10 protein-coding genes are annotated in these 13,123 nt (G+C 69.1%); 4 read left to right on the top strand and 6 right to left on the bottom strand.

The genetic code is table 11. The features are described 5' to 3' along the window. The first annotated feature begins 47 nt into the window (after nucleotides 1-47). Nucleotides 48-713, top strand: coding sequence for a response regulator (locus LO55_RS08825; RefSeq protein ID WP_071361181.1), 666 nt, complete (start codon nucleotides 48-50; stop codon nucleotides 711-713). Next, entirely contained in the window at nucleotides 710-2,080 is a 1,371-nt protein-coding gene (locus tag LO55_RS08820) for an ATP-binding protein (protein ID WP_071361180.1), read from the top strand. Before LO55_RS08825 ends, LO55_RS08820 begins: the two co-directional genes overlap by 4 nt. Here LO55_RS08820 and LO55_RS08815 read toward each other — a convergent pair. Genes LO55_RS08815 through LO55_RS08805 form a run of 3 tightly spaced genes read right to left on the bottom strand, consistent with a single transcriptional unit; the run spans nucleotide 2,052 to nucleotide 7,084 of the window. Beyond that, a complete protein-coding gene (locus LO55_RS08815; protein ID WP_071361179.1) occupies nucleotides 2,052-2,840 on the bottom strand; it encodes a MipA/OmpV family protein in 789 nt (262 codons plus the stop codon). The genes LO55_RS08820 and LO55_RS08815 overlap by 29 nt on opposite strands. Before the next feature lie 33 nt (nucleotides 2,841-2,873). Further along, nucleotides 2,874-5,936 carry an efflux RND transporter permease subunit gene (locus LO55_RS08810; protein WP_071361178.1) on the bottom strand — a complete coding sequence of 1,021 codons (3,063 nt, stop codon included), beginning with the start codon at nucleotides 5,934-5,936 and terminating at the stop codon, nucleotides 2,874-2,876. Beyond that, the gene (locus LO55_RS08805; protein WP_071363727.1) at nucleotides 5,933-7,084 is read right to left on the bottom strand and encodes an efflux RND transporter periplasmic adaptor subunit; all 1,152 of its coding nucleotides are present in this window, start codon (nucleotides 7,082-7,084) and stop codon (nucleotides 5,933-5,935) included. The genes LO55_RS08810 and LO55_RS08805 overlap by 4 nt, the downstream gene beginning before the upstream one ends. Nucleotides 7,085-7,433: 349 nt before the next feature. On the opposite strand from LO55_RS08805, the gene bfr reads away from it, so the two are divergent. Further along, nucleotides 7,434-7,904, top strand: coding sequence for a bacterioferritin (gene bfr / locus LO55_RS08800; protein WP_071361177.1), 471 nt, complete (start codon nucleotides 7,434-7,436; stop codon nucleotides 7,902-7,904). Nucleotides 7,905-7,973: 69 nt separating this feature from the next. Here the strand turns inward: bfr and LO55_RS08795 are convergent, their stop codons facing one another. Both LO55_RS08795 and LO55_RS08790 read right to left on the bottom strand, forming a co-directional pair. Continuing rightward, nucleotides 7,974-8,900: a PfkB family carbohydrate kinase gene (locus LO55_RS08795; protein WP_229410112.1), complete on the bottom strand. Its 927-nt coding sequence runs from the start codon at nucleotides 8,898-8,900 to the stop codon at nucleotides 7,974-7,976. Nucleotides 8,901-8,914: 14 nt separating this feature from the next. Further along, on the bottom strand, nucleotides 8,915-9,529 hold the full coding sequence (locus tag LO55_RS08790) for a glutathione S-transferase C-terminal domain-containing protein (protein WP_005664763.1): 615 nt from the start codon (nucleotides 9,527-9,529) through the stop codon (nucleotides 8,915-8,917). Nucleotides 9,530-9,686: 157 nt separating this feature from the next. Between LO55_RS08790 and purB the strand changes: the two genes are divergently transcribed. Continuing rightward, entirely contained in the window at nucleotides 9,687-11,066 is a 1,380-nt protein-coding gene (purB, locus tag LO55_RS08785; RefSeq protein ID WP_071361175.1) for an adenylosuccinate lyase, read from the top strand. Between the two features lie 38 nt (nucleotides 11,067-11,104). Here purB and LO55_RS08780 read toward each other — a convergent pair whose 3' ends face one another. Beyond that, nucleotides 11,105-13,024, bottom strand: a complete 1,920-nt coding sequence (locus LO55_RS08780; RefSeq protein ID WP_370659603.1) for a TOL_0244 family TonB-dependent receptor — start codon at nucleotides 13,022-13,024, stop codon at nucleotides 11,105-11,107. Nucleotides 13,025-13,123 lie beyond the last annotated feature (99 nt).

The raw sequence follows: 13,123 nt of genomic DNA, 5'->3' as shown, positions 1-13,123 counted from the left end.
ATCGCGGCCGGCTATACTGGTCGGTCAACGACTTCCGGGTACGCTCCATGAACATCCTGCTCGTCGAGGACGACGCCATGCTGGCCGCCGCCATCCGCGAACGCGCGCGCCAGGAGGGCCTGGCCCTCGACCATGCGGGCGACGCCGACGGCGCGCGCCTGCTGCTGCTCGACAATGCCTATTCGGTGATCCTGCTCGACCTCGGCCTGCCCGGCGAATCGGGGCTTTCCCTGCTGCGCGGCCTGCGCGCGGCCTATAACGCGACGCCCGTGATCATCCTCACCGCGCGCGCCCAGATGTCCGAACGCATCGCCGGCCTGGACGCCGGCGCCGACGACTACCTGGTGAAACCCTTCGAGTTCAGCGAGCTGTGGGCGCGCATGCGCGCCGTGACCCGGCGCAGCGAAGGCAAGACGGTGCCGACGCTCACCTGCCGCAACGTGGTGCTGGACGTGGCGCGCCAGGCGGTCACCTGCGACGGCCAGCTGGTGACGCTCAGCGCCTATGAATACCGCACCCTGCTCGCCTTCATGGAGCGGCCCGGCCACATCATCGCGCGCAGCCACCTGCAGGCGCTGATCTACGGCAGCGATGGAGACGTCGAGAGCAATACGATCGCCGTCTTCATCCACCAGTTGCGGCGCAAGCTGGGCGAGGACATCGTCGAGACCGTGCACGGCCAGGGCTACCGCCTCGGCAAGGACCTGGCATGAATTCGATCCGCGCCCGCGTGCGGCGGGTGTTCGCCCTGGCGCTGGCCTTTTGCTGGATCTGCGGCGTCGGCGTGGTCGCCGTCTACACCGCCAGCAACGAGCACAGCCTGTGGGACGGCAAGCTGCAGGCCTTCGGCACCCGCCTGCTGCTGTCGCTGCCGGCCGAGGAAATCAACGACGGCCCGTTCGGGCCAGGCCTGGAGCTGCCGCCGGCGATGCAGCGCGACCCCGAGAATTTCGCGATCCAGGTCTGGAGCAACGACCGCCGGCTGGTGATCCGCTCGCCGGCCGCGCCGGCGACGCCGTTCCAGCCGGGCTTTCGCAACGGCTTCGCCACCCTGGAGGCGGGCGGCCAGACCTGGCGCGTGTACACGATCTCGGACCGCCACAGCCTGGTCTCGGTGCAGGTCGCCAACTTGCAAAGCGCGATCGACCGCGAGATGTATGGCGAGACGCTGGCGGCCCTGGCCATGATGACGGCGGTGCTGGTGCTGGTGGCGCTGCTGCTGCTGCATGCGCTGAACCGCTCGCTGCGTCCCCTGTCCGTGATCGAACGCGCGCTGCTGCGGCGCGCCGACTTCGACCTGACGCCGCTGCCGGTCGATGCGCTGCCGGTCGAGCTGCGGCCCCTGGTGACCTCGTTCAACCACCTGCTGGAACAACTGGACAAGGCGGTCGCCAACGAACGCCGCTTCCTGGGCGACGCCGCCCACGAGCTGCGCACGCCGCTGTCGGTGCTGCAGGCCCACGTCGACGTCGCCCTGCATGCACGCACCGACGCCGAACGCCAGGACGCGCTGGCGATGCTGCAGCAGGGCGTGCGGCGCAGCGCGCGCATGGCCGAGCAGCTGCTCGACATGGCGCGGCTGGATGCGATGTCGTCCTCGATGTCGTCCTCGATGCGCACCGAGACGCTGGACCTGGAACGGCTGGTCGAGCACGTGATGCACGAGTATGCCTATCACGCGCAAAGCCTCGGCTGCAGGCTCGAGGCCAGCACGGCGCCGGCCCGCGTCGACGGCAATCTCGACGAGCTGGCGACCCTGCTGCGCAACCTGCTGGACAACGCGGTGCGCTTCGCGCGCGACGGTGGATGGGTCGAGGCGGCCTGCGGCGTGGGGCCCGATGGCCCGTGGCTGAGCGTGGCCGACGACGGTCCCGGCGTGCCGGAAGCCGAGCGCACGGCCATCTTCCAGCGTTTCTACCGCCTGCCCGGCAACCAGGGCCGCGGCAGCGGCATCGGCCTGTCGCTGGTAGCCGCCATCGCCCGCCTGCACGATGCGCGCATCACGACCGGCGGCGGCCTGGCCGGCCGGGGCTTCGCGGTGCGGGTCGCCTTCAGAAGGCGTACAGATAGCCCAGTTTGACGCTGCTCTCGGTGGAGCGTTCCACCAGCGGGCTGTCCTTGATCTCGCTGCCGAGCGACTTGGCGCTGACGTCGACGAAGAAGTTGTGGTGGCGCTGGTAGGCGTAGCCGAAGCGCACGCCGGCCTCGATCGCCTGCGACGAGTCGCCGCTGTAGGCGCTGCGGCCAGGCCTGGCTTCGCCGGCGCGCACGCCATAGTAATAGTCGACGTAGTCCTTGTCGTACCACTCGGCCCCGATGCGCGGCGTGATGGTGACGGCGCCGCTGCGGAATTCGCGGTTCAGTTCGAGCTTGAAGCGCTTGCCTTCGGCGTCGCCGGTGGCGGCGGTGAATTCGCCGGCCAGGCTCGTGGCGCCGTTGCGCCAGGTGGCGGCGCCGCCCAGCCACACGCCGCCTTTGCGCTCTTCCATGCCGGCGAGGTAAGGCGAATCCTTGGCCTCGTAGCCGTCGCCCGAATAGCGCGCGCGCAGGCGCAACTGCAGCGGGCCATACGAGGGCAGCTTGTAGTCGATGCGCGCGCCGAACACGCTCAGGTGCTTGCTCTCGTACAGCACCAGCGGCAATGGGTCGACCTCGTCGTCGAAGTCTCGCAGCGGGCTTTTATCGAAGCCGACGCCGAAGCCGAGGCCCCACTGGGAGGTCTTGGGCGAGGCTTCGGCGGCGAGCTGCTCGGGCGCCACGACCTGGGCCTGCGCCGATGCGGCGCAGGCCAGTGCGGCCGCCGCGGCCAGCATGCGAATGGGGTGAAGTGCTTGTTTCATCGATTTCCTTTAACGGTGGGTCAAACTGGGTGGTCAAAACATCTCGTGGCCGAGGGCGTCCACGGTCACCGACGGTCGTCGGCGCATGCGCAGGCCGTCCACGGTCACGAAGACCGCCGGCACCACGAGCAGGCTGAGTAAAGTGGAAGACAGCAGGCCGCCGATCACGGCGATCGCCATCGGCTGGCGGAAGCTGGCGTCGGCGCCCAGGCCGAGCGCGATCGGCAGCATCCCGGCGATCATCGCCAGGCTGGTCATCAGGATCGGACGCGCGCGCTGGCGGCAGGCGGCCAGCACCGCCTGCTCGGCGCGCGCGCCGTGCGCGCGCATGCCGAGCACCGCGTATTCGACCAGCAGGATCGAATTCTTGGCGACGATCCCCATCAGCATCACCAGGCCGATCATCGAGGGCACATCGAGTTCGCTGCCGGTGGCGAGCAGCATGACGAAGGCGCCGCACAGCGACAGCGGCAGGGCCGACAGGATGGTGAAGGGCTGCAGGAAGTCGCCGAACAGCAGCACCAGCACGCAAAACATGCAGATCACGCCGATGACCAGGGCGGCGCCGAAGCCCGACATCAGCTCGCCCGCGATCTCGGCGTCGCCGCCTTCGAGCAGCTGCACGCCGGCCGGCAGGGCCTGGGCCGCCGGCAGCGCCATGGCGGCGGCCTGGGCCTGGCCCAGCGAGACGCTGCCCAGGTCGGCCCGCAGCGTCACATGGCGCTGGCGGTCGTAGCGGTCGATCCGCGCGGGGCCGTTCTCGACCGCCAGCGCGGCGACGCTGGCCAGCGGCACCAGGGCGCCCTCGGCCGGCACGCGCAGGTTGCCGAGCGCTTCCAGGTCGGCGCCCAGCGCGACCGGCATCTGCACCCGCACCGGTACCTGGCGCGCGTCCAGGTTCAGCTTCGGCAGGCGCGCATCGGTGTCGCCGGCGGTGGCGATCCGGATCGTCTCGTGGATGTCGGGGGTGCGCACGCCGCGTTCGGCGGCGCGCGCGGCATCGGGCCGCAGCACCAGCTCGGGGCGCTCGACGCTGGCGCTGGAGCGCACGTTCGACAGGCCCGGCACGGCGCGCAGCTGGCGTTCGAGTTCGGCGGCCGTGGTCTGCAGGGCCGGCACGTCGGCGCTGGCCAGGATCAGTTCGATCTGCTCGCCCATGGCGCCGCCGACGCCGTAGCGGGCGCCGGGCACCTCCTGCAGCGCGCGGCGCACCGCCGCCTCGATCGCCGCCTGCGCCTGCCGCTCGCCGCGCGGGTCCAGGCCCAGGGTGAGCGTGGCCTTGCCCACGCCACCGCCGACCGGATCGTCGAGGTCGCTGCCGGCGCCGCCGATGCTGGCGAACACCGACGCCACGCCATCGATGCCGGCCAGCGCCAGGCGCGCGCGCTCGGCGGACAGTTGGGTGTCCTGCAAGGCGCTGCCGGGCGGCAGCTCGACGTCGACATTGACCTGGCCACGATCGGCGGCCGGCATCAGGCCGGTGTCGATGAAGGGGATCAGCGCGACCGAGCCGGCGAACAGCAGCACGCTGGCTGTGAGCGTGGCGCCGCGGCGCGCCAGGCACCAGCGCACCGCGCCCAGGTAGGCGCGCATCAGAGGGCCTTCGCGCTCCTCGTGCGCGAGCGATCCGCGCATGAAGCGCGCCGCCATCACCGGCGTCAGGAGGCGCGCCACCAGCAGCGAGGCCAGCACCGCGACCACCGTGCTCCAGCCGAACTGGCGGAAGAACAGGCCCGGCACGCCGCTCATCATCGCGGTCGGGACGAACACCACCACCAGGGTCGCCGTGGTGGCGATCACCGCCAGCGCGATTTCCTGCACCGCGTCCAGGGTGGCGCGTTCCACCGTCTTGCCCATCTGGCGGTGGCGCGCGATGTTCTCGACTTCGACGATCGCGTCGTCGACCAGGATCCCGACCACCACCGCCATCGCCAGCAGGGTCAATGTATTGAGCGTGTAGCCCAGCCAGTCCATCAGCAGGAAGGTCGGCAGGATCGACAGCGGCAGGGCCGCGGCGGCGACCAGCGTGGCGCGCCAGTCGCGCAGGAACCACCACACCACCAGCACCGCCAGCAGCGCGCCCTCATACAGCATCTGCATCGAGCCGCGGTACTGTTCCATCGTGTAGTCAACGTTGCCCGCGACCAGGTCGAAGGCCAGGCCTTGCCGGCCCGCGGCCAATGCGGCCAGCGCCCGCTCCACGCCCTCGGCCATGCGCACCTCGTCGGCGCCGCGGGCGCGGTAGACGGCGAAGCCGGTCACCGGGCGCCCGTCGAGCAGCGCGGCGGAGCGCCGCTCGGCGATGCCGTCGCTCACGCGCGCCACCTGGTCGAGACGCACGCGCCGGCCGCCGCCGAGCGGGATGGCCAGCGCCGCCAGCTCGTGCGCCTGGCGCACCGTGGCGACCGTGCGCACCGCCTGTTCGCCGGCGCCCAGGCGGCCGATGCCGCCGGAGGCGTCGCGCGATGCGGCGGCCAGGGCGCGCGACAGGTCGCTCACGGTCACGCCCAGCGCCGCCATCGCCGCCGGATCGGCTTCCACCCGCACCTCGCGCTCCACGCCGCCCAGGCGCGCCACCCGGGCCACGCCGGGCACCGCCAGCAGCGCCCGCGTCACGCCGTCGTCGACGTACCAGGACAGCGCTTCCTCGTCCATGCGGCTGGACGCCAGCGCATAGGTGACGGTCGGTTCGCTGCTGGCGCTGGCCGCGCTCACCGACGGCGGCTCGAGGTCTGGCGGCAGGTCGGCGCGCACCCGGTCGACCGCGTCCTTGGTCTCGATCAGCGCTTCCGAAACCGGCTTTTCCAGCACGAACTCGGCGCGCACATGCACCATGCCGTCGCCGATGGTCGTGGTGGTGTGCTTCAGGCCGGCCAGGCTGGCCAGCGAGTCCTCGACCTTGCGCGCGACCTCGGTTTCCAGCTGCGCCGGCGCGGCGCCCGGCTGCGCCAGCAGGATGTCGATCTCGGGCAGCTCGATGTCCGGCATGTTCTGGATCGGCAGCCGGTGAAAGCTCAGCAGGCCGGCGAGCGACAGCAGCACGAACAGCAGCACCGCCGGGATCGGCCGCCGCAGGGACCAGGTGGCGAGGTTCATGAGCGCGCCCCTCCCGCGCTGGCGGCGGTCCGTGCCGGCGCAATATGGACCCGGTCGCCGTCCTTCAGGAAGGCGGCGCCCTGCCCGACCACGCGCGCGCCGGGCGGCAGCGGCGACAGGATCTCGCTACGCTCGCCCTGGCGCCTGCCGACCGTGACCGCCAGCGCACGCGCCACGCCGGCGTCGGCGACGAAGATCCAGCTGCGGCCGTCGCGCACCACCACGCTGTGCGCGCCGACCGTCACCGCCGCGCTGCTGCCCAGCCCGATGCGCCCGCTGGCGTACATGCCGGCGCGCGCCGCGCTGCCGGCCCCGATGTCGGCATACACCGTCGCCAGGCGCGTGCGCGGGTCGAGGCGCGGCGCTTCCTGGCGCACCACGGCGGGGGCGACGCCGCCACCCGGCAGCGCGAGCACGACCCGCTGGCCGGCGCGCACCTGGCGCAGCTGCGATGGGGCCAGTTCGCCGCGCCACTCGAGACGGTGGCGGCGGATGATGCGAAACAGCTCGTCGCCGGGATTGGCGACGGCCCCTGGCGTGGCCGTGCGGGCGCTGACCACGCCATCGTCGTCCGCCCTCACCTCGGCATAGGCCAGCAGCAGGCGCTTGGCCTCGAGCTGGGCCTGGGCCAGCGCCACCTGCGCCGCGCTGGTGTCGGCCTCGGTCTCGGCCAGCTGCACGTCCTGGTGGCTGACGGCGCCGCTGGCCGCGAGCTTGCGCATGCGCTCGCGCACCGCCGCCGCATTGCGCGCGCTGGCGCGCGCCTGCGCCAGCGCCGCCTCGAGCTGGGCCGCATCAAGACGCGGCAGGGCGGCGTCGAAGCGCGCCAGCAGCGCGCCGCGGCGCACCGTGTCGCCGACCTCGACCCGCACCTCGGCCAGCGGCAGGCCGCTGGTGCGGGCGCCGATCACCAGCTCCTGCCAGGGCTCGATCGCGCCATGGGCCTCGATCGCCTGTTCCCAGCGCAGCAGGCGCGGCTGCTCCAGGGTCACGGTCAGCGCCGGGCGCACGGGGGCCGGAGACGCGTCATCCGCCGGTTGCCGTGCGAGCGCCAGCCAGCCGGCGGCGAGCGCCGCCGCGGCGCCGGCGCCGACGGCGAGGAGGCGCCGGGTCGGCGTAGGGAAGAGAAACCTGGGACGTGGATGCATCGGCGACATGAACGCGGAAATACGAATGACGCCGGCCGCAATCGACGGGCGTACCGCGGCGAACCACGGCAAGGCGAATCATGCCAAGCGACGATTAATGGTTTTTTAATGGATGAGGAATGGTAAAAACATGCGTGCGCGGTGAAATGAGAAGCGCTTTCATTTTCATTTTCGCGGTAGCGAGAAGCGTTTTCAACATGGAGTGAGAACGGTTTTTATTACGCCGTATTTCGTGGCTTTTTCTTCGATTTAATGCGCTTTTTTCGCGAAATTTCTCTCTTTTGAGGGCATATCGTGACGGCTTGTTTGCTATCATGGAGCCCATTCAAAATCATCAGGGGCACTCCAAATGAAAGGCGATCAAAACGTCATCCGTCTGCTGAACGCACAGCTGACCAACGAACTCACCGCAGTTAATCAGTATTTCCTGCATGCGCGCATGTACCGCCATTGGGGCCTGGAAAAACTGGGCAAGAAAGAATACGAAGAATCGATCGGCGAAATGAAGCACGCCGACAAGCTGATCGACCGCATCCTGATGCTGGACGGCCTGCCGAACCTGCAGGCGCTGCACAAGCTCCTGATCGGCGAGTCGACCCAGGAAATGCTGGAATGCGACCTGAAGCTGGAACGCGCCGCGCAAGTGACCGTCAAGGAAGGCATCGCCGCCTGCGAAGCGGCCGCCGACTACGTGTCGCGCGACCTGTTCCTGATGATCCTGGAAGACACCGAAGAACACATCGAGTGGCTGGAAACCCAGCTCGACCTGATCGTCAAGGTCGGCATCCAGAATTACCTGCAAAGCCAGATCGCTTCGTAATCACATTGTGATTGAAGAAGGGCCGGCTTGCGCCGGCCCTTTTGCATTGCGGGTTGCCCACCCTACCCTTCAGCGCCAGCGCGTCATCCACTTGTCGTAGAACCCCATATCCCTCGGCACCGCGCCGGGAATCGCGCAGATCGCGCCGGCGAATTCGTTCGCGCGCGACAAGGCGGTTTCCAGCGGCCAGCCGCGCATCCGTCCCAGCAAAAAGATCGCCGCGAAGGCGTCGCCCGCCCCCACCGTATCGATCACGAACGGCGGCGCGGGATGGTCGCGCTGGGTCAGGACCCGTCCCTCGCTGTCGAAGTACACCGAGCCGCGGTGGCCCAGGGTGACGATCAGCGCGTCGAGCGAGAACATCTTGAGCAATGCCTGGCACGAGGCATGCACCTCGTCGGCCGCCAGCGCCGGATCGTCGGGCTTGATCTGGAAGTACCAGCCGAACAGCGCCTGCAACTCTTCTTCGTTGACCTTGACGATGTTCGCCGCCTGCAGCGAGCGGGTGACGCCGCGCTCGTCGTACTGGCCGTCGCGCAGGTTCAGGTCGAGGAAGCGCACAGCCGTGCCGGCGGCGCCATCCAGTACGGCGCTCAAAGCGCCGCGCGCCACCTCATGGCGCTGGGCCAGCATGCCGAAATAGACGATGCCCGGCGTGACGCTGTCGACGCTCGCCACCGCAGCGGCGCGGTCGATGAAGTCGTAGGCCTGGTTGGGCAGGATCGTGAAACGGTGGCCGCGCGGGCCGCGCTCGACCAGCACGCGGCCGGTTTCCTCGAGCGGGTCGAGCTGCAGCCCGGCCTCGCTCATGGCGAAGCGCTCGAACTCGGCGCGCACCAGCTGGCCGCTCTTGTCGTCGCCGATGCGGGTGATGCTGAGCACCGGCGCCATGAAGGCGGCCAAGTGGCGCGCCACGTTGAACGGCGCCCCGCCGACGACCTGCTCGGCCTGAAAATCGTCGACCAGCGCTTCGCCGAACACCACGGCGGTGGACATGCCCGGCGCGCCGCTCATGCGAGGAAGGGGACGGTGTCCTTGAACGACTGGCGCTCGGACAGCTTGTCGAACAGGCGGGCCAGGTTCGGGTAGTCGCCGCGCCAGTCGATGTCGGGGAAGCGGAAGGCGATCCAGCCCAGGGCGCAGCCGACGGCGACGTCGGCCAGCGAATAGTGGTTGCCGGCGCTGAAAGCCGACTCGCCGAGGCGCTCGGACATCACGCGCAGGCCGGCGTGCACCTTGCCCCACTGGCGGGCTATCCATTCGGGGCTTTGCTGGGCCTCGGGGCGCAGGGTGGTTTCCAGGCGCACCAGCACGGCCGCATCGAGCACGCCGTCGGCCAGGGCTTCCCAGACCTTGACCTCGGCCCGGTCGCGCCCGTTCGGCGGCAGCAGCTTGCAGACCGGGGTGAGCGTGTCGAGGTATTCGGCGATCACGCGCGAGTCGTACAGGGTGCTGCCGTCTTCCATCACCAGGCATGGAACCTTGCCCAGCGGATTCGTCTGCTGGATGGTGGTGTCGGCAGCCCAGACGTTCTCCTGGATGAAGGAATAGTCGAGCTTTTTATCCGCCATCACGACACGGACCTTGCGGACGTAGGGGCTGGTGACAGAACCGATGAGTTTCATGGGAGGTCGCAGTTGGGAATCGAAGCCCAGTATAGCATCGGGCCCTGCCGCAAAACCTGCGCTGTCGCCGCCCCAACACACTCCCGCACCGCGGCATGCGCAAGGGTTCGCCGCCCGTCCGGTGGTAAAATCCGCGTTTTTGACCGCCACTGCTGCCATGACCTCTACCGCCCTGTCCCCTACCTTGTCGGCCCTGTCCCCGCTCGACGGCCGTTACGCTTCGAAAACCGACAAGCTGCGCCCGATCCTGTCGGAAACGGGTTTCATGCACCACCGCGTGAAGGTCGAGATCGCGTGGCTGCAGGCGCTGTCGCAGGCCGGCTTTGCCGAGATCAAGCCGTTTTCAAGCGAAGCGATCGCTCACCTCGACAAGATGGCCGCCGAGTTCGGCGAAAAGGATGCCGCGCGCATCAAGGAAATCGAGGCGGTCACCAACCATGACGTCAAGGCGGTCGAATACTGGCTCAAGGAGCAGGTCAAGGACGTGCCTGAACTGGTCGCGGCCAGCGAGTTCATCCACTTCGCCTGCACCTCGGAAGACATCAACAACACCTCGCACGGCATGATGCTGAAAAGCGCGCGCGACGGCGTGCTGCTGCCGGCCCTGCAGGCCATCATCGCGAAACTGACCGAGATCGCCCACGCCAACGCGGCGCTGCCGATGCTGTCGCGCACCCACGGCCAGACCGCCAGCCCGACGACGCTCGGCAAGGAATTCGCCAACGTGGTCGCGCGCCTGCAGCGCGCGGTCAAGCGCATCGCCGACGTCGAGATCCTGGGCAAGATGAATGGCGCGGTCGGCAACTACAACGCCCACCTGTCGGCCTATCCCGAATTCGACTGGCCGACCTTCTCGAAGAACGTGATCGAACAGCGCCTGGGCCTGACCTTCAATCCGTACACCATCCAGATCGAGCCGCACGACTACATGGCCGAGATGTTCGACGCCATCGCGCGCACCAACACCATCCTGCTCGACCTGAACCGCGACATCTGGACCTATGTCTCGCTGGGTTACTTCAAGCAGAAACTGAAGGCCGGCGAGATCGGTTCGTCGACCATGCCGCACAAGGTCAACCCGATCGACTTCGAAAACTCGGAAGGCAACCTGGGCCTGGCCAATTCGGTGCTGCGCCACATGGCCGACAAGCTGCCGGTCTCGCGCATGCAGCGCGACCTGACCGATTCGACGGTGCTGCGCAATATCGGCGTCGGCTTCGGCTACGCCCTGCTGGCCTATGACAGCTGCCTGCGCGGCCTGAACAAGCTGGAGGTGAACGCCGCCCGCCTGGAGCAGGACCTGGACGCGAACTGGGAAGTGCTGGCCGAGCCGGTGCAGACCGTGATGCGCCGCTACGGCATCGCCAACCCCTACGAGCAGCTGAAGGAACTCACCCGCGGCAAGGGCATCACCCGCGACGCGCTGCGCGAGTTCATCGAGACCCTGGCCGTGCCGCAGGAAGCCAAGGACCTGATGCTGGCGATGACGCCGGCGAACTACACCGGCCTGGCGGCGAAGCTGGCGGCCGACATCTAAGCCGTATCATGCGATGCCGCCGCTCCGGCGGCATCGCCTCAGTAATCCCACCTCAGCTTGACCCCCACCCGGCGCTCGAACTGCGCGCGGTACATCGCCGTGCCGAACTCGGTGTGCCCGCCATTCAGGTTTTCTCCATACACCGATAGCGCCAGGCCCGACCGCAGGCGCCAGCCGAAGCGCGCGTCCAGCGCCGTATACGCAGGCACGCCGACCGCCGCCAGCTCGGCCACCCGGCGCAGGCTGACGTCGATCTCGCGCGCATCGTCGATGTTGTAGCTCGAACGCAGTTGCAGGGTGTACGTGGGGTCGCGCCGCGCCGCCAGCACGCTGCCAATGTCGTTGCTTTCCGGCTTGGTGTACAGGCGCTGGTGCAGCGCCGTCCAGCCGGCCGACAGGCGCCAGCGCGGCATGGCCTGCCAGCTGCCCCAGGCTTCCACGCCTGTGCCATAGCCTTCCATCAGGCTGGCGAACACCAGGTAAGTGCGGGTCGGGTCGAATTCTTGCGTGCGCAAATGCTCGTAGTCGTGGTGGAACAGCGTGACGGAATATGACAGCGCCGGCGTCGGCTGGCCGCGGTAGCCGAGCTCGACGACGCGCGCCACTTCGCTGCGCACCTGCGACCCGCCCTGCAGGATGTAGGGCGGCTGGCCGGGCACCCAGGCATCGACGTCCAGGCGCGACGGCGCGCGCACCGTGCGCGCCAGGGCCGCCCACAGCGCATGCTGAGGCGACAGCCGCCATGACAGCCGCGCGCTGGGCAGGAACTCGGTGCCCGTGTAATGGTTGTACTCGGCCCGCCCGCCCAGCACCAGGCGCCAGTCGTCGCGCAGCGTGATCTCGTCCTGCAGGAACAGGCTGCCCCAGCGTTGGGTGGTGCGCGCCGGCAAGAAAGCGACGTAGGGGCTGTTGTCGACCCGGTCGCGCGAATGCCGGTAGTTGGCGCCCCAGACGACGCCATGGCGGCCGTGCGCCGGCAGCGTGTGCTGGAACTGCAGGTCGGCGGTGGTGAGGCGCTCGGCGAACAAGGGCGGCGCCTCGCGCTGCGTGTGGTCGAGATAGGCCTGCACGTCGACGCTGCCGCCATCGTCCAGCACCCGCTGCCAGCGCGCCGTGAGGTTGGCGCCATCCGAATGCACCCGGCCGAAGCGGTTCGGTCCGCCCGGGGTGGCGATCTCGCCCGGCGCCGGCTGGTCGAGCCGGCCCTGGTAGACGTTGCCCAGCACCGTGAAGCGGTCGGCGCCCCGCTCCCAGTCGGCGCGCACGCCGGCCATGGCGCGGCGATAGCCATCGTCGATGCTCCCGCCGACGCCATCGCCGTCGGCGCGGCGCGTGAACTTGCCGAAGGCGCGCCAGGCGACGCCGTCCGCGCTGGCGCCGCCCTGGCGAAAGGCGGCGCCGGCGTCGCCGTCGTTGGCGCCGTGCGCCGCCACCATTGCGCCCTGCGTATCGCGCGCGGAGCGGGTGGTGATGTTGATGACGCCGTTGACGGCGTTCAGGCCCCACAGCACCCCGCCCGGCCCGCTGACCACCTCGATGCGCTCGACGTCTTCGAGCAGCACGTCCTGCGCATCCCAGAACACGCCCGAGAACAGCGGCGTGTACACCGAACGGCCGTCGATCAGCACCAGCAGCTTGTTCGAGAGCGCGCCGCTGCCGCTATTGAGCCCGCGCGCGCTGATGGAATAGGCGTAACCGTTGATGCGCGCCACGTGCAGGTTGGGCGCCAGGCGCAGCGCCTCGGGCAGCGAATCGGCGCCGGAGCGGCGGATGTCGTCGGCCGTGATCACGAACACGGCCGCCGCCGCGTCCTGCAGGCGCTCGGGCCGCTTCGAGACCGAGGTGACCTGGATATTGGCCAGCTCCTCGATCGACAGGTCGGCCAGGTCTTGCATCTGCCCGCCAGGCGCCGCCGTGGCGGGCAATGCGAGGCAGGCGGCTGTGCCCGTGGCCAACACAAGGTTCCGGCAGCAATAAGTAATAAACGCGCTCATGACCAGATTTTACATTCGGTCGAGCTGAATGGTGCATGATTTACAAGTCCGTGCTAGTGTTTG

Origin of the sequence: Massilia timonae (assembly GCF_001866515.1) — a bacterium.
GTDB lineage: Bacteria > Pseudomonadota > Gammaproteobacteria > Burkholderiales > Burkholderiaceae_D > Telluria > Telluria timonae.
Note: the sequence above shows the minus strand (reverse complement) of the source record. Positions and strands in the feature narration are given on the sequence as shown.

Coding starts and splice junctions, on each gene's coding strand:
- LO55_RS08805 (WP_071363727.1), bottom strand. CDS start 7,084: ATGCATCCACGTCCCAGGTTTCTCTTCCCTACGCCGACCCGGCGCCTC.
- purB (WP_071361175.1), top strand. CDS start 9,687: ATGACCTCTACCGCCCTGTCCCCTACCTTGTCGGCCCTGTCCCCGCTC.
- LO55_RS08815 (WP_071361179.1), bottom strand. CDS start 2,840: ATGAAACAAGCACTTCACCCCATTCGCATGCTGGCCGCGGCGGCCGCA.
- LO55_RS08825 (WP_071361181.1), top strand. CDS start 48: ATGAACATCCTGCTCGTCGAGGACGACGCCATGCTGGCCGCCGCCATC.
- bfr (WP_071361177.1), top strand. CDS start 7,434: ATGAAAGGCGATCAAAACGTCATCCGTCTGCTGAACGCACAGCTGACC.
- LO55_RS08795 (WP_229410112.1), bottom strand. CDS start 8,900: ATGTCCACCGCCGTGGTGTTCGGCGAAGCGCTGGTCGACGATTTTCAG.
- LO55_RS08790 (WP_005664763.1), bottom strand. CDS start 9,529: ATGAAACTCATCGGTTCTGTCACCAGCCCCTACGTCCGCAAGGTCCGT.
- LO55_RS08820 (WP_071361180.1), top strand. CDS start 710: ATGAATTCGATCCGCGCCCGCGTGCGGCGGGTGTTCGCCCTGGCGCTG.
- LO55_RS08810 (WP_071361178.1), bottom strand. CDS start 5,936: ATGAACCTCGCCACCTGGTCCCTGCGGCGGCCGATCCCGGCGGTGCTG.